We start from the raw sequence: 24,632 nt of genomic DNA, 5'->3' as shown, positions 1-24,632 counted from the left end.
TTTTTTAGGTTTGTCATATGCAAATCGCTACTTACATATCAGACTTATTATATCGCCACGAGTGTGTGGTGCTGCCAGGTTATGGTGCGTTTATATCGCGCCGTGTACCAGCCCAACATTTTGCGAGCAGTCATACCATCTATCCACCTAAAAAAGGACTGAGCTTTAATGCTCAAATCCAGCAAAACGATGGATTATTAGTAAATTATGTAGCGACTGTAGAATCTATTCCATATCAACAAGCGGTACAAGAAGTGCGCAATTATGTGCGATTTTTAGATCACGAACTAGATACCAATGGAGTAGTAACGATCCATAAAATAGGCCGTTTTACACGTAATGATGAACAATCATTACAGTTTACGCCTATGTATTTAGTGAATTATCTACCAGAGGCTTTTGGGCTTACTGCGCATGAAACCTATGCAGTGGATAGAACACCTGTAGAAACTAAGATTCCAGTTCCTGCAGCGGCAACTATAGAATTACCACCGGTTCAAAAAGAAGAAGTTGAAGAAACTCCAGTAGTTCCTTTACACGTTCCTGCGGCAAGTAAAACACCGTGGTTGCGTTATGCAGCGATAGGAGCAGTATTAATAGGATTGAGCTATGTAGGTTTTAATACTTACACCACTCAAGAAGCTCAGAACGATATTGCAGTTCAAGAAATGGCAGATGAAGAATTTACTCGCGAAATTCAAGAGGCTACCTTTATGATAAGCAATCCGTTGCCTAGTATAGAGCTAGAAGTAGCGCCTGTAGTTAAAAATTATCATATTGTTGCTGGCGCTTTTAGAGATCCTGCAAATGCTGATAAAAAAGTAGCACAACTTAAACGTAATGGCTATGATTCACAACGTATAGGTGTGAACAAGTATGGGTTACATAATGTGGCTTTCTCTAGTCATGCAGATCGTAATGACGCGATTAACGAATTGTATCGTTTAAGAAAGCAAGGCTTTACAGGTGCCTGGTTACTTACTGGTTCTCTTTCTAAATAAGATTTCATTTTATAACGTTTGACTTTAAAAACTTAAATGATTTTAAATAGTGCACAGATTGATACCTCATCACTTTATCCAGCATTAAAGGCTTATCCTTTGAACTAAGATGAAAACAGATTCTTAAGTCTATTTTCATTAACTTCATCTCATGAAGTACATTCCTGTAAATCTAGAAACAGACCGATTGAGATTTCGCTTGATTACAAAAAGCGATTTTGAAGCATGGCTACCCTTTTTCAGTCCTGACTTGAATCGGCATTTTCTTTTTTTAGATGCAGATAAAACAGCACTTGAATTATGTGCATTTTGGTTTGAAAAATGCTTGTTGCGATATGAAGAAAATCGTGGCGGACTTAATGCGCTTATTGATAAAACAACAGGTAAAATGATAGGTCAGTGCGGCATTCTTGTACAACACATAGATGGTGAACCACGTCTAGAAGTAGGTTATTCGATACTGCCAGGTCACCGCAACAAAGGATATGCTACTGAGGCTGCTGTTGCTGCAAAAAATTATGCCTTTGAACACAAAATGGATCTAGATTTTAATAATACAATGGTTTCCATGATTCATGTAGATAATCACGATTCAGAAAAAGTAGCTATAGCAAACGGAATGACATTAGAAAAAACTTTTACTGATTTTGGCGATAATCGATTTCACGTTTATAGTCAATCTAGGGATGAGTGGTTGAAAAAGAATGGCAACTGATGAAATACCACTTACCCAACTTACAAACCGAGCGGTTAACCTTTAGATTACTGCAAGAAAATGACTTTGAGGAATGGTTGCCACTTTTTGCTTTTCCAGAAGTAGGCACTTATCTCTCTATGGATGAGAATTTCAACCAGCAGCAACGCTGTGAAAAATGGTTTGATAAAGCACTCACTCGTTATGAAGAGCAATCCGGTGGCATGAATGTGTTGATTCATAAAGAAACGGGCAAAATGATAGGTCAGGCTGGACTGCTTGTTCAAGATGTTGACAATACAAACAACTCGAAGTAGGCTACTCCATTTTACCCGAATACTGGCAGCAAGGATATACCAGTGAAGCAGCTCAATTTATTAAGAATATAGGATTTGAAAAGGGTTATGATAAGGATTTTGGTAATGCGCTTATCTCAGTTATTCATAAAGATAATATAGGTTCTCAAAAAGTAGCTTTGAATAATCAAATGACCGTTTATGGTTCTTATCCTGCAGAGAAGGATTTTATCATTTATAAGCAGACTCGTGAGGAATGGGAACAAAAAAAGCAGCTATTAATTTTCAAAAACTAAACCTATTAGAGTAATTTAGCGAGGCCTAAGGCAATCTAAGACCGGTTTCAAAAATATTATAAACACAAAATCCTCATCTTAAAGATGAGGATTTTTTAATATCAACTTATTGATTTTACTTAGAATTTCATCTTTACAAACTGCTTGGAATCCCATTCTCCAGTAGCTACGATTACCTCTCCTTTTTCATTTAAATAGGCTTTTTCAAAAGCTAAAGGATTATCATATGCTTTCTCAATTGCTTCATATTCCAAACCATTAGCACCTAATTTAAAAATATATGCTTGAGATTTAATATTTTTTAATACCGCACCTATGCCTTTTTTATCTCTTATCTTTTGACTGGCGCTATCTAAGTAATTAGCTGTGAAATTATTCTTATCAATTTCACTGAAATCTCCACTATTGAATAACACAAATAATTCATTGTTTTTCTCAAATGAAAACACACCAGTGCTAAATCTCGATCCAGCACCTTTTATTTTTTGGATGACCTCATTTTTCATTTTTCTATCTAGGTAATAAAAATTAGATTTATTATTAGTTATTTCACCTATTAACACATCTCCGTGGCCTGCATAACTCAAATTATCATAAATCGCGTCATTCATAAAGTTACCTAGATTAACATTTTCACCAACAAACCTAATTGCACCCGAATCATCAATAGTTACAGTTTTAATCAAATTGATATAAAACTCATCAGTACTTTTAGCTAATTCGTATTCATTTGTCTCAACGACCTTTTTTGAAGAAAAAGAAATCTTATCTACTTGAATAAAAGATTTATCAGAAACTCCTTCTTCAAAAGAAAACTCTTCAGTAACAGAAACAACATATAAATGATCTTTATCAGACACATAATTTGAACTAACAATGGCTCTTGAATCGCTTCCTAAATAAAGAGTTTCTGATGCCTTATCACTATTAGGTGGAAAAAAATAGAATTTTATTTCCCTAGGAAGGTTTTTTTGGACACTTCTATTTTTACGGGATGCCTTACCTTCTTTTTTCTTTACCCAATGTGGAAGAGTTTGCATTATTACAGTTCCATCATCTAAGATTCCAGGAGAAGATATATGAAAATAAAAATCTTCATATAGCATTTGAGGAAGTTCTCCAGTATGAGTTTTTGTTTCTAGAACATTTCCATCTTTATCACCAATAATAAAAGTTCTTTTGTCCTTTCCTGTCTTATTATATTTTCCCTGTCTATTTGTTTTTAGTAAAATGCTTTTATTTGGAGAGTAATCGGTCTTATACGGATTTACTTTTATTTTATAAGTTTTGAATTTAGGCATATCAAACTCATTTTTTGCAGTATTAAAAGAAGCCGTTTCAAAACTTTCACCAGTGTCCACAATTGCTACAAGATTACCATCATCAACTTTAATTGAACTAATTGCATTCTCTTTTCTGCTTGCTTTAATAGCGTCAGCTTTAATGACATTCATGTTCTCATCAAGCTTTGCCATAAATTGAACTCCACCTTCAAAGTTATTCATCAATACTATGGTATTCCCTTGATCATCTTCTGTGCCGTAAGCAATTTGATTGGTGGACTTTTTGACTTCCACAGGTTTACTAACAATCACCTCTGGTGCGATTTGTGAAAATGCCATTATGGAACATAAAGACATGGTTAAAATTGTAATTGTTTTTTTCATTTTAGAAAAATTTAAATGAGATGCCAGCTTCTATACTATCTAGGTTAGCGTCGTTAAAGAAAAGTTTGCGATAGCCTACAAACACGTTTGTTTTATTAAAAGAATATCCTATAGTGGGATTTGCAAATCCTGTTACTGTAAAGAAACCTTCGGGACCATTATAACTTATTCCTCCATTTACTTGAGCATAAACAAACTCCAAAAAGTAGTATTTATAAGAAGCTCCAAAATCTGCAAGCGGTAACTCTGCTCCACCTGCATCTTCAGTTTGTAAAACGATATAATTTAATCCTAGATAACCACCTAAGTAACTATCTTCTGAGAGTTCCCACATAGGATTTATAAAGATTCCAAAATTGTATTGTGATACCTCAGTATCTATTGGGTAGCCTATATGCAGACCTATTGAAGATTCATTTTCTTGCCCGACACAAAAACTACCTAAAAGCAATAAAAATATAATTGTCAGTTTTTTCACTTTAAAAATTTTGCAAAAGCTATGCATAAAGTTTTAAAGAAAAAAATTAATGAAATTTTTAAATTATTTAGAATAGGTACAACCTTACCTTTGCAAAAAATTATTAAAATGGAAGCCAAAACGCCTTCACAATCTTTTACCACTGTTACAGATATGGTCTTGCCTAGTGAGACCAACCCATTGAATAATCTATTTGGTGGTGAGTTACTAGCACGTATGGACCGTGCAGCCAGTATTGCCGCGAGAAGACACTCCAGACGTATCGTTGTAACAGCATCTGTAAATCATGTCGCGTTTAATAGAATGGTGCCATTAGGAAGTGTTGTGACAATAGAGGCTAAGGTTTCAAGAGCATTTACATCATCTATGGAAGTTCATATGAACGTATGGATAGAAGATCGTGAGAGTGGTGAAAAAACCCAAGCAAACGAGGCTATATACACCTTTGTTGCTGTGGATGAAACCGGTCGTCCAGTACAAGTACCTGCTATTTTACCAGAAACCGAGGATGAGAAATCAAAATACGATGCAGCATTGCGTCGCAAGCAATTGAGCCTAGTTCTTGCAGGTAAAATGAAAGCAAAGGACGCTACAGAATTGAAAGCATTGTTTGAGTAGTAAATCAGGTTATTAAAACCTCAATAACCACCCAGCAGGATCAACTGTGTGGCTATCTTCCATAAGTACGAAACGTAGCTCTGTTACACCAGAATTGTCTGTGAAAACAGTTCCTATAATGTCTTCCGTTTTAATTTGATCACCTTTTTGTACGACAACACTTTTTAAGTTACCATAGACAGACGTGTAATTACCATGTCTTATATAAACAGATAAAATACCGTTTGCTGCCTTTTGCACTCTTACCACTTCACCAGTAAAAATTGCTTTTGCTGGTGAGTTAGATGGCGCTTGAAATCGCAATCCATTGGAAGCAATTTTAATTCCGGCAAGTACAGGATGTGGTTGATCACCATATTTTCTTGAGATGATAAACTCATCTACTGGATAGGGCAATTTTCCCTTGTTGGACTTAAAGTTATTTGCGAGTACTTTTGCCTCTGGTGATAAATAAAACTTTCCTTTTACCGCACCGGTTTTACCTTTATTAGACGCTGCGATATCGGCCTCAATAAGCTTTTGAATTTGTCTATTAATTATCGCACGTTCTTTACTGGCTTCTCTTATCTCTTTAGAGTATTTCTTCTCGTCTTGTTTTACAACAGCTAGTAAATTTTCTTGCTCTTGCTTATCTTTTTGTAATGCAATACGTTGTTGTTTATTAATTTTTAAAACCTCTTGCTTTTGCTTTTTTTCTTCTTGCAGGTCTTTATTAATCTGTTCTAGTCGCATGGATTTAGCAGTGATTTCATCTGCCTGCTTTTTACGATAATCTGCATATGATTTTAAGTACTGTACTCTTTTGTAGGCCTGTAAAAAATCTTCAGATGATAGTAAGAACATTAATCTACTTTGCTCATTTTTTGATTTATATGCTTTGACAATCATGCGAGCATATTCTTCTTTTTGAGTTTTGATTTCTTTTTTGAGCTTGGTATTCTCGTCCGTATTTTTCTTAATACTGCGCGTGATTAAATTAGCCTGTTTATTTGTAATGTTTATTAATTCTTGGGTGCTGGCTATTTTTTTGTCGATAGTCTCCACGAGCAATACCATCGTTTTACTTTCTTTCTTAACATTAGAAAGTAACCTTGAGAACTGATTGATTTCGGCCTGTATCCTTGCCTTTTTAGCTTCTAGCTGTGCTTTTTCTGACTGCGCTTTCGCGAAAGCGAAACTCAAAAACAAAATCGTAAATAACAAACTCTTTCTTCCCATTATAGATTCATGGGTTTGCTATTAGACGGAATTGAAAATGGAAATGATAGGTCCTGATTGAACTCTATATTTTTAAATTCTAATATGACTTGAGAAAGACGTTTACCACGTTTTGCATCGACTTTTACCTCTAGCGGAATAATGCGCTTGTCCACTACCTGATAGTCTGGATAAGTAATGACTAGAAAACTGTCATCTGCAGGTTTTCTTATAGATTGCTGGCTTAATTTAAAGTCTGATGGACGTAATTTAAATAGCTTTTCAATAAGCTGTCCTTGTTTAAATTGATACTGATTATCAACGATAGAGAAATCATGAGGCTGTAACGATTCAACTGCCTGGCCTAATAATAAATCCTCCAGCTGTTGATATTCTAGTGGCTCACCTAAAAAGTCACTTATTAATGAAAAATCACCATCAAAGGATCTTCCTTTTAGTTTTTCATAAAACTGTACACGATCTGGAGTAATATAAATTTTTGCTGCTGTAAAGCCTAGGAACTTTGCACTCATCCAGATTTGTTTTCCTTTTTCAATACGTAAATCTACCGTCACATTACGCGATTGCTTCTCGTCTTTATAACTTACAGAAAGTCTGGATTTCATAGTTTTAAAGTCTGTGCGAGCAGCTGTATGAGCCTTTACTACACTTGCCTTTTTTGCCGTGGCACTAGCGTTATTTGCAGCTTTTTGTACACTACCACAACTTGTAATAACTAACGCAAGAAAGATGTATATAATTCGGTATGCTTTCATTTATAACTTTTTAGAAAGTTCTTGAGCTTTGGCTCTCATTTTAGAAGCACGAGCTGTGTCTCCTTTTTTATCATAAGAGATAGCGAGCTGCTGGTACATATCCTGCTCTAATTTAAATTCATCTAGTAAATAGCTTTGTCCCAATTCTATAATTTCAATAGCCTTATCTGGAGCATTTAAACTATTATGAGCCACACCATTTAATAGATAAAATAATGGCTGCGCTGGGAACTTTTCTATGGCAGAAATTGTTATCGCTAGCGTTTTCTTATAATCTTTTACATCAATACTCAACAAAGCTATGCTCTTTATAATATCAATATCATTACCATCTAGCTCAAGACCTTTTTCATAAAAAGCAATAGCTTGTATAGGGTCCTTTTTCTTAAGATAAAAATCACCCATGGCACGATAAGCATTAGGGTCTTCAATATCATCAGATAACCAATCGATCGCTTGGTTTACTGCTTTCTCTAGTTCTACACGACCGTCTGACATACTTATGAAGTCTTGTAGAACCTTCATTTTAGTTTCTCGATCAATCTTATTTGATGTCAATACTTTTTCTAAACTAGCCACGCCTTCTTCTATACGATCGTTTTCAAAGTATATTTTATAAAGGGCTAAATGGGCAGCATCACTATCTGGTAAATTACGCTCAAAATCTTGAGCTACTTCAAAAACAGCATCCTGATCTCCATTGCGACTATGCATGTAAATTAAGTTTATATAGGCTTGTTCATTTTTAGGATTCTTTGCGATTTCTGCCTCTAATGACTCTATATTATTTTCATTACGTACTTCTTGTTGCTGTCTACTTTCGAGACTGCGACGTAGAGCATTCCTGCGTGGATCATCGTTACCTTGTCTAGCATCTATATCATTAAGGGATTTTAAAGCTTTATCATACTGGCCAGTACGGTAATATAAGGTTGGTAAAAACTCAACATAGTTATCATTGATTTTTACTAGTTGTTCCATTACGGGAACTGCTTTATCATATTGCTTTTGCTCATCATATATGTCAAAAAGCATATCGAGCATCCACTCATTGTTACCAGATAGTTCTATTCCTTTTCTAACAGATTGTTCTGCTTTATTAAAATCCTTATTTGCAAAATGATTTTTTGCTAGTTCAAATTGTACTGCTCCAGAAGTAGGTTCATTTTTTGCACAGTTTTCTAACAATACTATGGCACGATCATGATTCCCTTTAGCTTTTTCTGCAAGAGCGTTAAAAAATGCATCTTTAAAACCATTAGAAACGTCACCTAGATCATCTTGATTCACTTCTACTGCTTCTACTTCTTCTTGAGCATATGTAGTCGTGCTCCAGGATAGGGCAGTAGCTATCAAAATAATTGATAAGTGTTTTTTCATTCTGTTTTAAGTTCAATAATTATTCCATTACTGTGTAATCACCGATGCTCACCTTGTTATAGTTTGCATTATACTTTACGTGATTTCCTATCATAGCCTCATCTAAAGTAGCGTTCTTAATTACAGAATGACACTGTATTAATGAATTTTTAATAGTTGAGTTTTCTATAGTAGTTCCTGCTCCTATAGAAACGTGTGGCCCTACTGTAGAGTTTTTAATGACTACTGATGGGTCTATAACGCAAGGTTCTATGATTTTAGCATTTTCTAAGGTAGGATTTGTGTTGATTTCATCACTTCCGTCCTTTTTCATGAACTCGATGATGCGTGTGTTGGTCTCTACAGTAACCACTTTATTACCACAGTCCATCCACTCATCTACGGTTCCTGTTTTAAAAACTTTCCCATTTTGCATCATGCGTTTGATACCATCATTAATTTGGTATTCTCCACCATTGATGATGTTATTTTCTAATACAAACTGTAACTCATTTTTAAGGTCTGCAACTTCTTTAAAGTAATAGATTCCTATTACAGCTTGATCAGACACAAAAGTTTCTGGCTTTTCAACGAGCTCAACAATTTCTTCTTTATCGTTAAGTTTTACCACACCATAAGCTTCTGGTTGATCAACTTGCTTTGTCCATATAACAGCGTCTGCTGCAGGATCTAGTTTAAAATCTGCTCTTATTAACGTGTCTGCATAAGCAACTACTGCAGGTCCTGAAAGTGAGTCTGCCGCACTCATAATAGCGTGTCCAGTCCCTAATGGTTCACCTTGACGGTATATACTAGCTTTTGCTCCTAGACTGGTAGCTAACTCTTCTAAACTTTTTACTACATCATCGCCAAAAAATGCCGGATCGCCCAATATAAAAGCCACTTCAGTAACTGGCTCTTCTAATATGCGAGCAATATCTGTCACTAATCTGTGAACGATAGGTTTATTTGCAATAGGAATTAACGGCTTAGGAACTGTTATTGTATGTGGTCTTAATCTAGAACCACGGCCAGCCATAGGTACAATTATTTTCATGTGTTTTATTTCAAATTCCTTTTACAGAATATAGTTTTCTTTCTTTTAAATATCTCTTTTCATTTTTTCCTTGATGAAAAAACGAAACAAAAAAATCAAGACTTAAGAGCATTTTACTAAAAATTTCATTCGCTACGGCGCAAAAAGAAGGTTAGTTGGATATTATATATTCTTCCAATTAAATAATCAATTCGCTTTCAACCATTTTACATTCCTAAACGATTTTTGCTTAACCCTTCACTCATTTCATTTTTTACGTAAAACTCTCTTAGGTCACTTTAACAACAATAAGAATTATTTAAAATATAATAAATATTGAGTCACTAATAAATTACCTCACGCCAGTACTCCCAAAACCGCCTGCACCGCGATCTGTACTGCTTAATTCTTCTACTTTTTGCCATTGTGCACGCTCATGCTTTGCAATGACAAGTTGTGCAATACGTTCACCGTTTTCAATAGTAAACGCTTCATTTGATAAATTTACAAGAATCACGCCTATTTCACCACGATAATCTGCATCGACTGTTCCTGGTGCGTTTAAAACTGTAATTCCTTTTTTTGCAGCGAGACCACTTCTAGGTCTTACTTGCGCTTCATAACCTATAGGTAGTTCTATAAATAGACCTGTTTTAATAATGGCACGTTCCATAGGTTCCAGAATCACTGCTGTTTCTAGGTTTGCTCTTAAATCCATTCCTGCACTAGCCTCAGTCTCATAATGAGGTAATGCATGTGCCGATTTATTGATGATTTTTATGGTCATTATTTTTTAATCAAATTTTTAATAAATGTTTTCTCTCGTATCCAGATTAATCCGGCTAGAACAGCCGTCATTAGTATTCCCACAAGATAAAGACTCCAACTGCCTATACCCAACTCTTCTCTGAAAAAATAAAAGAATATCAGGGAAAAACTAATCGAAACGATTAAATACAATAAGATATTTTTAAGGTCATATGGTATTGCAAAATGCTTTCTACTAAGAAAATAAGACGTTACCATCATTAATCCATAAGCAGCGCATGTAGTTATTGCGCTGGCTATATAACCCATTTGTGGAATCAATAGAATGTTCAATCCTATAGTTAACGCAGCTCCGAGAACTGAAATATAAGCTCCATATTTAGTTTTATCAGTTACCTTATACCAAACAGATATGGACTGATATATCCCAAAAAATAAATAGGCAATCAATACCATAGGTACGATATCCATCGCATCATAATATTTTTCATTGATTAATAATACTTTAATCAGATCTACTAATACTATATAAGCAAGTAATGCTATCGAGCCCAAGATTACAAACATCTTTGTAATTTGAGCATAGAGCTGTGGTGCCTTTTCATTTTTTGCCTCACTAAAAAAGAAAGGTTCGACTCCTAATTTAAAGGCAGTTGAAAACAAAGTCATCCCTACAGCAAGTCTATAACATGCCGTATAGATTCCTACTTGATCAGTAGCATTATCAATCAACAACCATTCTAATAATATTTTATCAAAGGTTTCATTAATAGCAAATGCTAATCCAGCTATTAAAATAGGAAAGCCATAGCGCAGCATTCTTTTCCATAACAAGACATCAAATTTCCACTTACTGAAGTATGGTTTACAAATCACCAAAAACGTGAGTGCACTTGCCCCAAAAAATGCAATGAAATACAATTCAATCTTATCACCAGGCAACCAATCTCGTAAACCTGGAATATCTTGCAGCCATATCAAGAAAAGCGCACTGCAACCTACCGAAATGATTACGTTAATCATTTTAATTACTGCATACTTTACCGCTTTGCCTTGTGCTCTCATATAAGCAAATGGCACTACTGCTAGAGTATCAAAAGCCAGTACACCTATCACCCATCTCCAGTAATTTGCAGATTTATCAGTCCATGAAGCGATGTGGTCTAAACTTAAGTAAGAAACGATCACAAATAATAACGTAGTACCTAACAAAGTGCCTATAGCCGTTCCTAGAACCTTAGATTTATCATCAGTCTCTGTAAAATATCTAAAAAACGCCGTCTCTGTACCATAAGTCAACAAGACATTAAAGATTATGATCCAAGAGAATATGATGGAAACTTCCCCAAAATCTTCTGGATTAGGTAAGTAATTAGTTAATAATGGCGTCAGTAATACGGTTAATAATCGAGGTAGTACGGTCGCTAGACCATAGACAAATGTGTGCTTAAAAAGACGATTAATTGCGCTCAAAAAAACCTTGTAATTATTACCGCTCAAAGGTAGTTATAATCACAAGGTTCTACAATGCAACGCTTTCGCGAAAGCGTATTTAAAATAATTGCTTATTACTATAATTTACTCATGAACATGACACGCTATATCGTGACTATGGTGATGATTGCAAACGGTTACATGATGTGTAGTGCATTGCACCTGGCTATAGTCTGTATAACCACCTGGCCATGTAATGCTGCCGCCAGTAGTACGGGCAAGCGTGATGTAATCTGGTGAAACATGGTCACAAAGAATGACATGTACTGGTCGTTTAATTTGATGTACTAGAGAAATATCTCTAATACTAGTAGCATCTGCAATGAGAACAAAGTCACTACCAGATTGGTCATGTGCTTGGGCTGCTATGATGGCCTCAACATCATTTTCTGGTCCATCGCCGCCGCCGCCATTATCTACTGCTGTTGCTACAGTATTTAAAAAACTGTCAATATCTAAATGGTTAGGAAAATAAATACCACCTGTACTACCTATTGTTTTACCACTACGTCCTTGCCTCAGTTTATCATCGCCATCATTAAAAAGCACCATGCTATTCATCAATTGTTTGTCTTTATTGACATGGTGCCATCGCACTACCTGACCTACATAACTGTACATGCTGCCTGTCCAGTCTACGACTACATTCATGTTTTGCCACTCTGGATGAGCATTAAAGGCGTCAAAAACGACTGTATTTGTAGAAGTATTCTGTCCACCTATATGATGTGCAGTAGTTGTTGCAGCACTGCGCACATAGTGTGTTTTACCTGCTTTATCTTTTACTTCTATCATCTCGTCACTGGTCTCTGCGTTCATGTAGTTTCTGATTTCTCTAGCAATTTCTGCTCCTTGAGCATTTGCAAGTCCCGAAAATGTCAAAGCGATAATTGTTATTCTCAATAGATTTTTCATAGTTGTAAATTTTATGAGTCAAACTTAAGCGCATAAAAAAGGCGCTCATAGCTATAATGAGCGCCTACTATATTTGATTGAGTGAAATGACCTATTGAGGCATAGAAGGCATATCCAATTGCGAGCGTTCTTGAATATCAAGCAGCTTTACATAGCTTATGGAATCACTATTTATTTCTTTTAAAGCAATAACGGCTTCATTATCTTTCAACTCAAATGGGAATTTCTCAATATTAGGCGCTTCATTTTGCGCCTCTTTTTTAGAATCCAGATCCATGATCAGATCCTGACGATTATTAAAATCTGTGCGAAATCGTGACACCATCATCATGCGGTCATCTGCCGTGTAGTTTACTGTTTTATTAACGCTATTGCGAAAGTAGATCGCAACAATCTCTTTACAGCTAGTAACCTTTGTAGGGAAATATAAAGTGATACCGCTACCAGATCCAGGTGCGCCACCATTCCATGCTTGTGCATATGCTTGTTGAGAGACCGGAAAGTCTGCAGACGTATAGGTTTCTGACATTTTTTGGGCTCCACAAGAGCTAATGGTCAAGGCTAGTAAAATATAGATTGCTTTCATGGGTGTAATTTAAGGATTGTTGTTCAAATGTGGTGCCAATGAGAAATTACTGGAATGGATTTAGCGCTTTAATAGTCTTAGAAAACGTGTTTCTTTAATAATCTGATTTATAATTATAGCCCCTATAACGATTAGAGAAATAATTGCTGAGACAATTAGATAAATATAAAATCCGTTAGAAAACTCATTCTTAAAATAGGGAAATAATAAATACAATCCATAGCAATAAATAGCAAAACATACTGGTGTAAGAATGTAATTGATTTTCATACGCCACTTATAATATCTTTTCAGGTATAGGTTATAAGTTTTGGCATCCATTGAAGCAAGTTTTGAAGCCTTTTGAAGTTTTGAATACATCTCAATGATGATTCTCACTAGCATAGAAGCAACCATTAAAGTAAGTCCCAAGCTAAAGCTATTAAATGAATTTGGTAAGTATAATGTAGCATAAGTGATCAGAATTAAAACGGTAATTCCCATAACAATTAAGCCTATATTCTGTTTACGTCGCTGCTGATTTGCCTTAGCTATAATAGAACTAGGTTCAGGAATCGTATGAGATGATTTATTTTCATTCCATACTTTATTTAATATATCGTTATCCATTTTTTATACATTTTAAAAGTGATTTTCTAATACGACTTAATCTGGTTCTAAGGGTTCCATGTTCTAAACCTGCCGTATTTGCAATGGTAGATTGAGGGATTTCCTCTAACTCCATTAAAATAAGTGTTTTATTTTGAGATGTTAATTGATTGATGCAGTGATACATCTTTTGAATCATGCCTGTACGATCTTCAGATATCTCATTAGAATCTGTTTGATCACTGACTAGTCTTTCTGTTGTAACTTTTCTTTTAGGAGTTCTTAAATCACTGAGACAGGTGTTTACCGCTATTCTATAAATCCAAGTACTGATGGAAGAATCACCCTTAAATGATTTTCTGTGATTCCAGACTTTAATAAATGTCTCTTGATGCCAGTCTTTTGCTAGATCTTCATTTCCGGCCGCATAACCTATACAAAGTCGATACACTTTATCTGAGTGCTTATTGTAAATTTCTTTAAAATCTCTTTCTATATGAATCATTACTCAGCCAGTGCTTTTAAAATTTGACTCTTAAACCAATCAGGTTGATCTAACATAATAAAGTGAGCGGAATCTTTAGATATTATTAAATGATACTCTTTAAGATTTTTATATTGTGTTTCATAGGTGTTTCTGGACATGTCTTCCCCATAAGGTAGTGCAGCTGCAAGTATTGTAACAGGCACATTAATTTTACTAAGATCTTCTCGCATGTCTAATTTAAGATAATCGGTATATCCATAGACATAGGTTTTACGGTCTGCGGCAAGTATCCAGTTTTTGATTTGCGTTTGAGCTTCAGAATTAGTGCTCATTCCCATAGACATTCCTGTTGCCATTTGCTCAAAGTTTTCTTGACTCATCTCTAGTTGTTGTTTATTAAAAGGACTGTCATAAGATAAATTATCTGGATTAAAATCTGGAAACATAAGAGCACCAGCTGCAGGCAACGCATCTACTAGTATTAATTGACTAATTTTAGAATTTTCTCTGCTAGCAAGCCAGGTAGCGATAGTACCACCTAAACTATGACCTATTACGATGACATCTTCTAACTTATTATCAATAATATAGTTTTCTAGAGATTCATTTACTTTAGGTAACCATGGAAACTCTATAGGTTCCATTGAATCAAATCCGGCTAATGTCACCACGTGACATTGATACTTATTTTTTAATTGACCTACCGTTGGATTCCAAATCTCACCGGGAACCGTAAAACCAGGAAGAAATAATATAGGCTGTCCAGATCCAGATACTTCTACCTTAAAGGGTTTTTGATCATCACAAGCCAATACAACGATAGAAAGACAAAGTGCAACAAATAGGGAAATAATTTTTTTCATGATTTAGAATTTAAAGTTTCCCTTTAGATGCAGAAGTCAAAAAATGTTACATCTTAAAATAAAAAAACTTTACCACATGAAAAAAGCCTTTCATTTCTGAAAGGCTTTTAGATATTATAAAATGAGATGCTGAAATAAATTCAGCATGACAGCTTTGAATTTTTTTAATTATTCAACGCTTCTGCTCCACCTACGATTTCAAGGATCTCGTTAGTAATGGCAGCCTGACGTGCTTTATTATAAGTTAACTTCAACTGATCTCTAAGTTCTGTTGCGTTATCTGTTGCTTTATGCATTGCAGTCATACGTGCACCGTGCTCACTAGCCCAAGAATCACGCACTCCTTTGTACAATTGCATTTTTAAAGACTTAGGTATTAACTCTTCAATGATTTCTTCTTTAGAAGGCTCAAAAATGTAATCTAGCTCTTTTTGAGTTTCAATAGCTGCTTCATCCTTTGCTACTGGTTTAAGCGGCAAGAAATCTTCAGTCATTATAATTTGAGTAGCAGCATTTTTAAAACTGTTATATACTAAAACAATTTTATCAAATTCACCTGTTACAAAAAGCTCCATCAACTCTTCAGCAATTAGAGCAACATTATCAAAGGATATGTCATCAAAAAGATCACTCTTGTTTGAGATAATATTATCGGTCTTCTTTGCAAAATCGTTTGCCTTCTTACCTATAGTCATGTAAGAAACAGCGATACCTTTCAAATCTTCTTGATTCAAACGAATCAATTCTTTAATAATATTAGAGTTAAAAGCACCTGCAAGACCACGATTAGAAGTAATAGCGACAACTAAGGCTTTTTTTACTTCACGTTGCTCTGCAAATTTACTTCCAGCTTCACCTTCTAAGGTAGAGCTTAGACTCTGTAAAATCTCAGTAAGCTTATCAGAATAAGGACGCATTGCTGTAATAGCATCTTGTGCTTTTTTAAGCTTTGCTGCACTCACCATCTTCATAGCAGATGTAATCTGCATGGTAGAAGATACTGATGATATTCTGTTTCTTATTTCTTTAAGATTCGCCATAATTTGTTAGAAGTTAGAGGTTAGAAGTCAGAGATAAGAAACTATGCTTCTCATCTCTGATCTCTAAGTTCTTAGTATCTACTAGAAAGATCTTTTGCTACTGCTGTAAGTGTATCAATCACTTCATCAGTAAGTTTTCCAGCTTTAAGAGTATCTAGAGTTCCTCTATGCTTTGCATTAAGTAATTCTATAAAGTCTCTTTCAAATTCTTTTACTTTTTCAACAGGAACGTTTTTCAACAAGTTCTTAGAACCTGCATAGATAATTGCAATCTGATCTTCAACAGTGTAAGGATCATTTTCTGCTTGCTTTAATATCTCAACGTTTCTCTTTCCTTTTTCAATAACACCAAGTGTAGTTGCATCAAGGTCAGAACCGAACTTTGCAAATGCTTCAAGTTCACGGAAAGCTGCCTGGTCTAATTTTAAAGTACCAGATACTTTTTTCATAGACTTAATCTGTGCAGATCCACCAACACGTGATACTGAAATACCAACGTTAATAGCAGGACGTACACCAGAGTTGAATAAATCACCATCTAGGAAAATCTGTCCATCTGTAATCGAAATTACGTTAGTAGGAATATAAGCCGATACATCACCAGCTTGTGTTTCAATAATAGGAAGTGCAGTAAGAGATCCACCACCTTTAACGATAGGTTTCAAACTATCTGGCAGGTCGTTCATGTTTTTTGCAATTTCATCATCTGCAATAACCTTTGCTGCACGCTCCAACAATCTTGAGTGAAGGAAGAATACATCTCCAGGATACGCCTCACGTCCTGGTGGACGACGTAAAAGTAGAGAGATCTCACGGTAAGCAACAGCTTGCTTAGATAAATCATCATAAATAATAAGTGCAGGACGACCAGTATCACGGAAGTACTCACCTATCGATGCTCCAGCAAATGGTGCATAAACCTGCATTGCTGCTGGGTCAGATGCATTTGCTGCAACAATTGTAGTATAAGCAAGAGCACCTTTTTCTTCAAGTACTTTTGCAATGTTTGCAACTGTAGACGCTTTTTGTCCGATAGCTACATATATACAATATACTGGCTCACCAGCATCGTAAAATTCTTTTTGGTTAAGAATCGTGTCAATACAAACAGTAGTTTTACCAGTTTGACGGTCACCGATTACAAGTTCACGTTGTCCACGACCTACAGGAATCATCGCGTCGATAGACTTAATACCTGTCTGTAATGGCTCAGTTACTGGTTGACGGAAAACAACTCCAGGAGCTTTGCGCTCTAGAGGCATTTCATATAAGTCACCTTCAATAGCACCTTTACCATCGATAGGTTCACCTAATGTATTTACTACACGACCTACAATACCTTCACCTACTTTAAGAGATGCGATACGTTGTGTACGTTTCACAGTGTCACCTTCAGCGATACCTGTTGATGGGCCTAAAAGTACCACACCTACATTATCTTCTTCTAGGTTAAGAACGATACCTTCAATCCCAGATGTAAACGCAACTAGTTCACCATATTGGGCGTTAGAAAGACCGTAAACACGTGCGATACCATCACCTACTGTAAGTACGGTTCCCACTTCATCAAGTGATGCAGTTGCATCAAAACCTGATAATTGTTGCTTAAGTATTGCAGATACTTCTGCTGGATTTACTTCTGCCATGTTCTTGTTTTTATTCTTATCAAATAGGTCGTAATGACCATTTATTCTTAATTAAATACGCTTTCGCGAAAGCGGAATTTTAAAACACATTTACTATCTAGTAGCAAATGTTCTTTTTAATTGTCCTAATTTGTTTGCTACACTAGCATTGATTTCTTGATCACCTACTCTAAGAATAAATCCTCCTAGTATAGATTCATCAACCTTCTTCTCTAATGTAATGTCTTTACCAGCAAGCGCTTTTGCTTTTGCTAGCACTTTTTGTTCTAAATCAGCAGTGATTTCAACAGCAGTTGTTACTGTAGCAATCTCACGCTTATTCATTTCTTCAAAAAGTAAAATATACTTTGTAGCGACATCCATTAATATATCTGCACGCTTATTATCTACTAATAGATCAAAAGATCCCATTGTGATTGCACCTGCATCTTTAAAAACCTGACGTAATGCGCCACGTTTCTGTTCTGATTTGATTAACGGACTGCTCATGAAGTCACGTAATTCTTTATTACCGTTAAGAGTAACTAGAATAGTCTTCATTTCTTCATTTACAGCGACAGCTTCACTCTTATCTATTGCTAGACTAAGAATAGCATTTGCGTATCGGGATGCAGCTCTAGATAATTTCATGTTCTTAGATATTTGCTTCGGCTAGTAATTGCTCGATAAGTGCATGTTGTGCATCTTTCTGAGAAAGTTCTTTACGTGTCACTTTTTCTGCTATGTCTACAGATAGATCAGCTACTTGAGATTTGATATCTGCAAGTGCTGCTTTCTTCTCTGCTTCAATTGCTTCTTGAGCTTGAGCTATAATTTTATCTGCTTTTTCTTGAGCTTGACCTGCAGCATCTGCAATCATCTTCTCTTTAATCTCACGTGCATCTTTAAGCATCTCGTCTCTTTGAGCACGAGCCTCTTGTGCGGCAGCTTGATTAGAAGCTTCAAGATTAGCCATTTCTATTTTTGCATTTTCTGCAGCAGCTAGTGCTTCAGCAATTCCTTCTTCTCTTTCAGAAAGAGCGTTAAGAATAGGTTTCCATGCAAATTTTCTCATCAATACAATTAAGATGATAAGGATAAGTGCTTGCATGAAAAACAAGCCTGGCGAAAAATCATTAATTAAATCTAACATAATAAAATGTTGTTGTGTTTAAAATTTAATAGTTAAACAGTTCTTACAACCAACCGTTGCAAGAACTGTTTGTTTTTTGAACTCTTATTAGTTTTTACCTAATAAAAGAGCTCCAAATGCAAGTCCTTCAAGAAGTGCACCGATAATAATCATCGCAGTTTGGATCTTTCCAGCTGCTTCTGGTTGACGAGCAATAGCTTCCATTGCTTTTCCACCAATTTGACCAAGACCGATACCACCACCGATAACGATAAGACCTGCACCAATTAAATTATAAGCTGTTTCCATGATAATGGGTATTAAAAATTAAACAAAAAAAATTAAATAAAACGTTCTCTTACCTCGTCGATGTCGTCCTCTTCAGTGCCAGCATGCTCGTGATGATCATGCTCTGCAACTGCCATCCCTATAAATAGGGCAGATAACATTGTAAAGATAAATGCCTGTAAAAAGGCTACTAATAATTCTATAACTGATAAGAACAAGGTAAGGAATATAGAAAGTCCTGTCGAACCTACTATACCGAACTGTGCTTTAAGCGTAATCATTAAGGCAATAAGACCCATGACTACAACGTGACCAGCTGTAATGTTTGCAAATAAACGTACAAGAAGTGAGAATGGCTTTGTAAGCAGACCTATTAACTCAATAGGTATTAAAGCTATTTTCATTAATACTGGAACGCCTGGCATCCAGAAAATGTGCATCCAGTAATCTTTATTACCACTAAATTGTACAATAATAAATGTAAATAAAGCAAGACATACGGTAACCGCTATTTGTCCCGTGATGTTAAACCCAAATGGTGTTAACCCTAAAAGGTTACTGATCCAGATTAAGAAAAACACGGTTAATAAATACCCCATGAATTTTCTATACTTAGTCTCACCTATATTAGGACGCGCAATCTCATCTCTTACATATAATACTAACGGCTCTAATACACGACCGAATCCAGTAGGGATCTTTTTAGTCTTGTACTGCTTTGCTAATGCACCAAAAACTAGTAGCATTAACAGACCTATTAATAGAAGTCCAAAAACAGACTTTGTAATAGACATATCAAATACTCTATGAGCATTAGTAGGGTGATGATCTGCGTCAAAATTAATTGCAGTAGCACCACTATCTAACTCATATATCTTACTGTGCAGTTTTGTAAATGTGGCGTCGCCAGCTTTTACTAATACTTTTCCATCATCATCGTGATGAAACCTTGAAGACATAAAGAATTTTAAACCTTCACTAGACCAAACAATAACAGGTAAAGAAAAACCAACATGTTTTCTTACTCCAGCATCATCTGAATATGAGAATAAATGGAAGTCATGTGAATCTTTTAAGTGATGATCGATATAAGAATCGATTTCTTCTTTTGTATTCACTTTACCGCCATCTGATTCTATTTCATCATCAAAGGCATAATCACCATTATGTTCTTGAGCTTGTGCTGTCGCAAAAGCTGTAAAGATCAAAGCAAAAAAAGCTATTTTAAAGTACGCTCTATACATGTAAATCACCTTAAAAAGTTAGGTCTCTTAATTCGGGTGCAAATGTATGACAAAAAAACGTGTAAAAAGCGAGCTTTTAAAAGTTAATTTTTTACTGCTTTTTAAAGTTTTTTAAAGCTGCCAATTAATTCTGATTAAGCCACTTAATAACTATTGCCGCTTCTAAAAACAAAAAGATAAAATAAGGAATTAAAAAGCCTAATACCTCAACTTTTGATAAGCTAGGTCCAGTTATCAATTCTGGAAACATAATTAGGACAATTCCAAACTTTATAAAAACTAGTGCTAAGAAAGCAAATCCTAGCTTATCTGGTACTAATCCGAAGACGTATTTTAATGCGCTAACTGTAATAAAAGCTGCAACACCAAGAAAACTATAAGTTTTCCATAACGGAATAGTCGGATGATCTACTATTAAATAATGTATTCCAAAAATGGAAAGTGACAATAATAACAGCAACAAAAAGGTCTTGAGGTAAAAATTCATTTATAATGAGATGTGTGACTATTATATAAGTCTATGCTGTTTTACCTTTTTTATTACTGTCGCTCAAGTTTTTTACTCCAGTATTCATAGAACAGGTTGCATTAAAGGTTGCGCCTGGTTCTACAGCTAATTTAGAAATTACTACTTCACCGTCAATTACAGCACTAGATTTTAAAGTTAATAGACCAGTAACTGAAAGTTTTCCTTTAAAATTTCCTTCTATATCTGCATTTCCACATTCTAGAGATCCATTAATTGATCCATCTTTACCGATAACGACTTTCGCAGGTGTTTGTAAAGTTCCATTGATGGTACCATCAATTCTAAAACCACCTTGACTAGTTATATCTCCTTCTATCACCGTACCGTGACTTATTCTATTTTGCGATTTTCCTGCTTCCATTTGTCCTTTTTTTGAACCTTTCTTATCGTTAAACATATTTAATGTGTTTAAAGCATTTCTTTTTCATAATCATCCAGGCTTTTATACACCTGTATGATTTTATAATTTTCTGTTGCAATAGGTATTGCTGTGTCGCTGATATTAAAACCATTGCTAGGATTAGCCATAAAGTCTCCTAATCCACGACTACCTAGTTTTGAAGTTAATCCATGAACAACAATTAAATTTTCTTGTGGATTATACACATCTACAGACACTGTAAATCCATATTTCTCTTGTTCAATGGCCTTTTCTAATTGATCTTTAAGTTGTTCTAACTTTTGATAATTAGTTTTCTCAATGCGATATATTAATTTAAAATCAGAAAGACCTTGCTCTGGCATAAAAGCCTCAGCTATTTTAAGTTTTTCTGCCTCTAATACTAACTTCTGTGCACTTTTCCCAACTTCAGTATTAGGAAAGTTAAGAGCGACAAAATCGATTCCTCGTTTGTACTCTTTGAAACCATACAATCTTCCTGCGGCAAAAGCTTTCAATAATTCTAATCTAGGTACAATAGGATCACCGTTAAATAAGGTAACATATCTTTCTACATTAGTGACCACGATTTCATAATTGCCTTTCTCGTATTCTTTGTATAGTCTTTTATATACAGCACTAGGACTAGCATTATCTTCTATTTTCGCGTCTGGATTCAATAAAATCTGTGCATATCTAGTATCTGGGAATTCATTAATAATACGGCTTTTGTATGTATCCGCTTTCGCGAAAGCGCCACTCTCATTATATATAAGGTATAAATTGTATAATCCTGGAAGCAACAGTTTTTCAGCAGGCTCAAAAGCAATTAGATTTTCTAAACGACTTATTGCTAAATCATTGCGCTTAAATTTCTCCTTATATATAACACCTAGCTGGTAATATGCAAAGTTACGAGCGCTTGCAATACTATCTAGCACACTCATCCCTTCTGGTAATTGATCGATATAAAACTCTGGAGTAAACTCTGGCCTAACCTCTTCTTCTACGAGTGCTTCATCTTCTTCTATAACAATCTCGCCACCACCATCATCTTTTTTATTCTTGCGTCTCCAGTTATTTTCTAATTTACGTTTCCCCCATTTTCTACGGAAATCTTGCTTTCCACGGGCAACGGTTTGTGGATTATAGAAGTAAAATGTAGGAGTACCTGAAAGTGTAGGTGTTGAAGGTGCACCGCCTATAGGGCCAAAAGCCGGTCCTGCGTTACCTCTCTTAGTCGTCTTATTATTTTGTATGGTTTGAAATGCATTTTGATTTTGAGCTTCTTTTAATGCTTCAACTTCAGCAAGTTTTGCTAGTCGCTCTTCCTCTGCTTTTAATTTTGCAATGTACTCGTTATAATAAGCGATTTGTTGATCAGTAGACATGTCCAACACATTAAAAATACTGTCTGCGCTGCGACGCCTTTCTTCATAAAGAATAACATCTTCTAGATTATCTCTTTTCTTTTTTACCAATCGATGCTCTGGGCTGCGCTCAACATAACTAACCATGGCACTGTCATAATATTTACCTGCTGCAGCATATTTATTCTGGTTGAAACTTATTTTACCTAATGCACTATAATTATTACCTCGCAAGTATTGATCTGTTCCACCTTTTGCCCTTAGTGATAGATTATAATAGGTTACCGCATCGTTGAGTGAATCTCTATTCTCAAAGTATATCGCCTTGCGAGAATAAATATGGTCTAACCACGGGCGATTCTCACGATTTTCTTCTAGGTCATTTAAAGTTTCTAACAATAATACTTCACTATCAGTACTATTATCAAAGAGTTTTATTTTTTCAATAAATGAATGCACATAATAGCGACGTGGCACCTTGCGATGCATTTCTATGATTTGATCAAACTTTACAAAGGCACTGTCTCGCTGTCCTGCCTTTGCAAAAAGCTGTCCTGCTATAAATTTATAGCGAGCGATGGTTTCTTTATTCTTAGTGAGATTTGCTGCACGATTCATGTAAATCAATGCGCTATCTATTTGTTCTAAGTTTAAAAAGGCTTGAGAAAGTGTCGCATTTGCATTTGCTAGATCTTCATTTTCTATAATCTCGCTTTCTTCTTTAAGTAATTTAGTAAGGTTAATGATGGCAGTTTCGTTATTCTCTAAGCGCATATTAGTGCGCTCACGCCATATTTTTGCCTGATTAAGTTGATCACTTTCTGGCATGAATTGCAAGATGTAATTAAATGCCTCTAAAGCTGGGACAAATCTCTGGTCGTAGTACCTAGCTTTACCTAGCAATAAGTAAGCATCATCAACTTGCGGATTGAACTCTTCTTCATTAACAAAAATCGAGTGTTTCTGAACTGCTTTTACAGCTTTCTCTTCGGCTCTTTCAAAATTAGGATTTGCCGGTTTCTGTCCTGGAAGAAATACCTCTTGCTTTAATTGCATACGTTCTACCGGTAAGATATCCCAATAGTCCTCGTTATATGTTGCTTCTAGTTCATCTAATCCAGCTTGCAAGGCGAGATCACCATTATAAAGTACGTTATACTCAGTTCCAACCGCGTGTAGATTGCGACTTACAAATGAGTTTTTTTTACGACTACAACTAGTGACTATGACTAGTAGAAGCAAAAACGTTAAAATGTTAATAAGTGTGGTTCTCAAAAGCTCCTTTTTTATCTAGCTATCATAACTGCTTAAACAGCATAGATATTGTGAAAGGTCGTAAAAATAAGGATTTTTTATCCCTTAACTAAGAAAATGATCAAATGGAAGTTATCAACCGATGGACAAAGACATTTTTAATCTTTAAACCAGTAGATTTTTTTTGAGAACAGACTCTTTAATCCATATTGTCTACCAGATTGAGTTTCCACGACATGTGGTTTAGGAGACAGAATAATTGAAGCTATTATAGGAGTTAATTTGCGCATGGCACTGTCAGGTTCAAACATATATCCAGATAAAACCCATATACCTAGGAATAACGCTAGAAAAACTACTCCATAAACCAGATACATTTTAATTTTGGCACTCATGACTTCAATTTTAATGCAAAGATAACTACAACTTGATAATCTTATTTGAAAACACTATTCTTAAACCATATTGCTTACCAGATTGATGCTCTTCTACATGAGGCTTTGGTGCAAGTAACCAACCACATGCCACTGGGATTACTGTAATCCAGAAAGTTGGATCCACTACATACTGTGATATGATATATCGTGCTATAAAGAAAATAGCTATAAAAATTACTACATGAATCACGTACATTTTTATCATAGCATTCATC

28 protein-coding genes and 1 pseudogene are annotated in these 24,632 nt (G+C 35.3%); 5 read left to right on the top strand and 24 right to left on the bottom strand.

Annotated elements, in window-relative coordinates:
• Positions 1 to 17 precede the first annotated feature (17 nt).
• From IL45_RS10245 to IL45_RS15385, 4 genes and pseudogenes are all read left to right on the top strand, one after another.
• Positions 18 to 1,001, top strand: a complete 984-nt coding sequence (locus IL45_RS10245; protein ID WP_036583509.1) for an HU domain-containing protein — start codon at positions 18 to 20, stop codon at positions 999 to 1,001.
• 151 nt (positions 1,002 to 1,152) lie between these two features.
• The gene (locus IL45_RS10240; RefSeq protein ID WP_036583507.1) at positions 1,153 to 1,716 is read left to right on the top strand and encodes a GNAT family N-acetyltransferase; all 564 of its coding nucleotides are present in this window, start codon (positions 1,153 to 1,155) and stop codon (positions 1,714 to 1,716) included.
• Positions 1,716 to 2,012, top strand: coding sequence for a GNAT family N-acetyltransferase (locus tag IL45_RS14820; protein ID WP_146128641.1), 297 nt, complete (start codon positions 1,716 to 1,718; stop codon positions 2,010 to 2,012). The genes IL45_RS10240 and IL45_RS14820 overlap by 1 nt, the downstream gene beginning before the upstream one ends.
• An 8-nt stretch (positions 2,013 to 2,020) precedes the next feature.
• A pseudogene (locus tag IL45_RS15385) lies at positions 2,021 to 2,125 on the top strand (hypothetical protein); the annotation flags it as partial.
• A 281-nt stretch (positions 2,126 to 2,406) separates the two neighbouring features.
• Here IL45_RS15385 and IL45_RS10230 read toward each other — a convergent pair.
• Both IL45_RS10230 and IL45_RS10225 read right to left on the bottom strand, forming a co-directional pair.
• The gene (locus IL45_RS10230) at positions 2,407 to 3,954 is read right to left on the bottom strand and encodes a hypothetical protein (RefSeq protein ID WP_036583505.1); all 1,548 of its coding nucleotides are present in this window, start codon (positions 3,952 to 3,954) and stop codon (positions 2,407 to 2,409) included.
• A 1-nt stretch (position 3,955) separates the two neighbouring features.
• A complete protein-coding gene (locus IL45_RS10225) occupies positions 3,956 to 4,432 on the bottom strand; it encodes a hypothetical protein (protein ID WP_146128640.1) in 477 nt (158 codons plus the stop codon).
• 108 nt (positions 4,433 to 4,540) lie between these two features.
• Here IL45_RS10225 and IL45_RS10220 point away from each other — a divergent pair, with 108 nt between their 5' ends.
• Positions 4,541 to 5,050 (top strand): acyl-CoA thioesterase, encoded by a 510-nt coding sequence (locus IL45_RS10220; RefSeq protein WP_036585250.1) that lies wholly within the window; start codon positions 4,541 to 4,543, stop codon positions 5,048 to 5,050.
• A 12-nt stretch (positions 5,051 to 5,062) separates the two neighbouring features.
• On the opposite strand, the gene IL45_RS10215 is transcribed toward IL45_RS10220, so the two are convergent.
• From IL45_RS10215 to IL45_RS10110, 22 genes are all read right to left on the bottom strand, one after another.
• A complete protein-coding gene (locus tag IL45_RS10215) occupies positions 5,063 to 6,268 on the bottom strand; it encodes a murein hydrolase activator EnvC family protein (RefSeq protein WP_036583500.1) in 1,206 nt (401 codons plus the stop codon).
• Positions 6,268 to 7,023 (bottom strand): DUF4292 domain-containing protein, encoded by a 756-nt coding sequence (locus IL45_RS10210; RefSeq protein WP_036583498.1) that lies wholly within the window; start codon positions 7,021 to 7,023, stop codon positions 6,268 to 6,270. Before IL45_RS10210 ends, IL45_RS10215 begins: the two co-directional genes overlap by 1 nt.
• Positions 7,024 to 8,403 carry a tetratricopeptide repeat protein gene (locus IL45_RS10205; RefSeq protein WP_036583495.1) on the bottom strand — a complete coding sequence of 460 codons (1,380 nt, stop codon included), beginning with the start codon at positions 8,401 to 8,403 and terminating at the stop codon, positions 7,024 to 7,026.
• Between the two features lie 19 nt (positions 8,404 to 8,422).
• Positions 8,423 to 9,439, bottom strand: a complete 1,017-nt coding sequence (locus IL45_RS10200) for a sugar phosphate nucleotidyltransferase (protein ID WP_036583493.1) — start codon at positions 9,437 to 9,439, stop codon at positions 8,423 to 8,425.
• A 331-nt stretch (positions 9,440 to 9,770) separates the two neighbouring features.
• Positions 9,771 to 10,205, bottom strand: coding sequence for a dUTP diphosphatase (dut, locus tag IL45_RS10195; protein WP_036583491.1), 435 nt, complete (start codon positions 10,203 to 10,205; stop codon positions 9,771 to 9,773).
• Positions 10,205 to 11,659 carry a lipopolysaccharide biosynthesis protein gene (locus IL45_RS10190; RefSeq protein ID WP_036583488.1) on the bottom strand — a complete coding sequence of 485 codons (1,455 nt, stop codon included), beginning with the start codon at positions 11,657 to 11,659 and terminating at the stop codon, positions 10,205 to 10,207. Before IL45_RS10190 ends, dut begins: the two co-directional genes overlap by 1 nt.
• Before the next feature lie 105 nt (positions 11,660 to 11,764).
• Positions 11,765 to 12,595 carry a hypothetical protein gene (locus IL45_RS10185; RefSeq protein ID WP_036583486.1) on the bottom strand — a complete coding sequence of 277 codons (831 nt, stop codon included), beginning with the start codon at positions 12,593 to 12,595 and terminating at the stop codon, positions 11,765 to 11,767.
• Between the two features lie 91 nt (positions 12,596 to 12,686).
• Positions 12,687 to 13,181 (bottom strand): hypothetical protein, encoded by a 495-nt coding sequence (locus IL45_RS10180; protein WP_036583484.1) that lies wholly within the window; start codon positions 13,179 to 13,181, stop codon positions 12,687 to 12,689.
• A 60-nt stretch (positions 13,182 to 13,241) separates the two neighbouring features.
• Entirely contained in the window at positions 13,242 to 13,790 is a 549-nt protein-coding gene (locus IL45_RS10175) for a hypothetical protein (protein WP_036583481.1), read from the bottom strand.
• The gene (locus IL45_RS10170; protein WP_036583479.1) at positions 13,783 to 14,274 is read right to left on the bottom strand and encodes an RNA polymerase sigma factor; all 492 of its coding nucleotides are present in this window, start codon (positions 14,272 to 14,274) and stop codon (positions 13,783 to 13,785) included. Before IL45_RS10170 ends, IL45_RS10175 begins: the two co-directional genes overlap by 8 nt.
• Complete coding sequence (locus IL45_RS10165) at positions 14,274 to 15,119, bottom strand: alpha/beta fold hydrolase (RefSeq protein ID WP_036583476.1); 846 nt, start codon at positions 15,117 to 15,119, stop codon at positions 14,274 to 14,276. The genes IL45_RS10170 and IL45_RS10165 overlap by 1 nt, the downstream gene beginning before the upstream one ends.
• 164 nt (positions 15,120 to 15,283) lie before the next feature.
• On the bottom strand, positions 15,284 to 16,159 hold the full coding sequence (gene atpG, locus IL45_RS10160; RefSeq protein ID WP_036583475.1) for an ATP synthase F1 subunit gamma: 876 nt from the start codon (positions 16,157 to 16,159) through the stop codon (positions 15,284 to 15,286).
• Between the two features lie 71 nt (positions 16,160 to 16,230).
• On the bottom strand, positions 16,231 to 17,805 hold the full coding sequence (gene atpA, locus IL45_RS10155; RefSeq protein ID WP_036583473.1) for a F0F1 ATP synthase subunit alpha: 1,575 nt from the start codon (positions 17,803 to 17,805) through the stop codon (positions 16,231 to 16,233).
• A 93-nt stretch (positions 17,806 to 17,898) separates the two neighbouring features.
• Positions 17,899 to 18,435 carry an ATP synthase F1 subunit delta gene (gene atpH / locus IL45_RS10150; RefSeq protein ID WP_036583471.1) on the bottom strand — a complete coding sequence of 179 codons (537 nt, stop codon included), beginning with the start codon at positions 18,433 to 18,435 and terminating at the stop codon, positions 17,899 to 17,901.
• Between the two features lie 4 nt (positions 18,436 to 18,439).
• The gene (locus IL45_RS10145) at positions 18,440 to 18,937 is read right to left on the bottom strand and encodes a F0F1 ATP synthase subunit B (protein WP_036583470.1); all 498 of its coding nucleotides are present in this window, start codon (positions 18,935 to 18,937) and stop codon (positions 18,440 to 18,442) included.
• Between the two features lie 87 nt (positions 18,938 to 19,024).
• Positions 19,025 to 19,225 (bottom strand): ATP synthase F0 subunit C, encoded by a 201-nt coding sequence (gene atpE / locus IL45_RS10140; RefSeq protein ID WP_036583467.1) that lies wholly within the window; start codon positions 19,223 to 19,225, stop codon positions 19,025 to 19,027.
• A 32-nt stretch (positions 19,226 to 19,257) separates the two neighbouring features.
• Positions 19,258 to 20,448 carry a F0F1 ATP synthase subunit A gene (atpB, locus tag IL45_RS10135; RefSeq protein WP_081866588.1) on the bottom strand — a complete coding sequence of 397 codons (1,191 nt, stop codon included), beginning with the start codon at positions 20,446 to 20,448 and terminating at the stop codon, positions 19,258 to 19,260.
• A gap of 124 nt (positions 20,449 to 20,572) precedes the next feature.
• Entirely contained in the window at positions 20,573 to 20,935 is a 363-nt protein-coding gene (locus IL45_RS10130; RefSeq protein WP_036583462.1) for a hypothetical protein, read from the bottom strand.
• Between the two features lie 31 nt (positions 20,936 to 20,966).
• Entirely contained in the window at positions 20,967 to 21,374 is a 408-nt protein-coding gene (locus tag IL45_RS10125) for a bactofilin family protein (protein WP_036583460.1), read from the bottom strand.
• An 11-nt stretch (positions 21,375 to 21,385) separates the two neighbouring features.
• Positions 21,386 to 24,001, bottom strand: a complete 2,616-nt coding sequence (porW, locus tag IL45_RS10120; RefSeq protein ID WP_036583458.1) for a type IX secretion system periplasmic lipoprotein PorW/SprE — start codon at positions 23,999 to 24,001, stop codon at positions 21,386 to 21,388.
• A gap of 137 nt (positions 24,002 to 24,138) precedes the next feature.
• Positions 24,139 to 24,375 carry a hypothetical protein gene (locus tag IL45_RS10115; protein ID WP_036583455.1) on the bottom strand — a complete coding sequence of 79 codons (237 nt, stop codon included), beginning with the start codon at positions 24,373 to 24,375 and terminating at the stop codon, positions 24,139 to 24,141.
• 25 nt (positions 24,376 to 24,400) lie between these two features.
• Complete coding sequence (locus IL45_RS10110) at positions 24,401 to 24,622, bottom strand: hypothetical protein (protein WP_146128639.1); 222 nt, start codon at positions 24,620 to 24,622, stop codon at positions 24,401 to 24,403.
• Between the last annotated feature and the right edge of the window lie 10 nt (positions 24,623 to 24,632).

Origin of the sequence: Nonlabens ulvanivorans, from assembly GCF_000732625.1 — a bacterium.
Taxonomy (GTDB): Bacteria; Bacteroidota; Bacteroidia; order Flavobacteriales; family Flavobacteriaceae; genus Nonlabens; species Nonlabens ulvanivorans.
Note: the sequence above shows the minus strand (reverse complement) of the source record. Positions and strands in the feature narration are given on the sequence as shown.

Excerpts from the sequence above, each read along its gene's own strand:
- IL45_RS10245 (WP_036583509.1), top strand. The coding sequence starts at position 18 with ATGCAAATCGCTACTTACATATCAGACTTATTATATCGCCACGAGTGT.
- IL45_RS10240 (WP_036583507.1), top strand. The coding sequence starts at position 1,153 with ATGAAGTACATTCCTGTAAATCTAGAAACAGACCGATTGAGATTTCGC.
- IL45_RS14820 (WP_146128641.1), top strand. The coding sequence starts at position 1,716 with ATGAAATACCACTTACCCAACTTACAAACCGAGCGGTTAACCTTTAGA.
- IL45_RS10230 (WP_036583505.1), bottom strand. The coding sequence starts at position 3,954 with ATGAAAAAAACAATTACAATTTTAACCATGTCTTTATGTTCCATAATG.
- IL45_RS10220 (WP_036585250.1), top strand. The coding sequence starts at position 4,541 with ATGGAAGCCAAAACGCCTTCACAATCTTTTACCACTGTTACAGATATG.
- IL45_RS10215 (WP_036583500.1), bottom strand. The coding sequence starts at position 6,268 with ATGGGAAGAAAGAGTTTGTTATTTACGATTTTGTTTTTGAGTTTCGCT.
- IL45_RS10210 (WP_036583498.1), bottom strand. The coding sequence starts at position 7,023 with ATGAAAGCATACCGAATTATATACATCTTTCTTGCGTTAGTTATTACA.
- IL45_RS10205 (WP_036583495.1), bottom strand. The coding sequence starts at position 8,403 with ATGAAAAAACACTTATCAATTATTTTGATAGCTACTGCCCTATCCTGG.
- IL45_RS10200 (WP_036583493.1), bottom strand. The coding sequence starts at position 9,439 with ATGAAAATAATTGTACCTATGGCTGGCCGTGGTTCTAGATTAAGACCA.
- dut (WP_036583491.1), bottom strand. The coding sequence starts at position 10,205 with ATGACCATAAAAATCATCAATAAATCGGCACATGCATTACCTCATTAT.
- IL45_RS10185 (WP_036583486.1), bottom strand. The coding sequence starts at position 12,595 with ATGAAAAATCTATTGAGAATAACAATTATCGCTTTGACATTTTCGGGA.
- IL45_RS10180 (WP_036583484.1), bottom strand. The coding sequence starts at position 13,181 with ATGAAAGCAATCTATATTTTACTAGCCTTGACCATTAGCTCTTGTGGA.
- IL45_RS10175 (WP_036583481.1), bottom strand. The coding sequence starts at position 13,790 with ATGGATAACGATATATTAAATAAAGTATGGAATGAAAATAAATCATCT.
- IL45_RS10170 (WP_036583479.1), bottom strand. The coding sequence starts at position 14,274 with ATGATTCATATAGAAAGAGATTTTAAAGAAATTTACAATAAGCACTCA.
- IL45_RS10165 (WP_036583476.1), bottom strand. The coding sequence starts at position 15,119 with ATGAAAAAAATTATTTCCCTATTTGTTGCACTTTGTCTTTCTATCGTT.
- atpG (WP_036583475.1), bottom strand. The coding sequence starts at position 16,159 with ATGGCGAATCTTAAAGAAATAAGAAACAGAATATCATCAGTATCTTCT.
- atpA (WP_036583473.1), bottom strand. The coding sequence starts at position 17,805 with ATGGCAGAAGTAAATCCAGCAGAAGTATCTGCAATACTTAAGCAACAA.
- atpH (WP_036583471.1), bottom strand. The coding sequence starts at position 18,435 with ATGAAATTATCTAGAGCTGCATCCCGATACGCAAATGCTATTCTTAGT.
- IL45_RS10145 (WP_036583470.1), bottom strand. The coding sequence starts at position 18,937 with ATGTTAGATTTAATTAATGATTTTTCGCCAGGCTTGTTTTTCATGCAA.
- atpE (WP_036583467.1), bottom strand. The coding sequence starts at position 19,225 with ATGGAAACAGCTTATAATTTAATTGGTGCAGGTCTTATCGTTATCGGT.
- atpB (WP_081866588.1), bottom strand. The coding sequence starts at position 20,448 with ATGTATAGAGCGTACTTTAAAATAGCTTTTTTTGCTTTGATCTTTACA.
- IL45_RS10130 (WP_036583462.1), bottom strand. The coding sequence starts at position 20,935 with ATGAATTTTTACCTCAAGACCTTTTTGTTGCTGTTATTATTGTCACTT.
- IL45_RS10125 (WP_036583460.1), bottom strand. The coding sequence starts at position 21,374 with ATGTTTAACGATAAGAAAGGTTCAAAAAAAGGACAAATGGAAGCAGGA.
- IL45_RS10115 (WP_036583455.1), bottom strand. The coding sequence starts at position 24,375 with ATGAGTGCCAAAATTAAAATGTATCTGGTTTATGGAGTAGTTTTTCTA.
- IL45_RS10110 (WP_146128639.1), bottom strand. The coding sequence starts at position 24,622 with ATGATAAAAATGTACGTGATTCATGTAGTAATTTTTATAGCTATTTTC.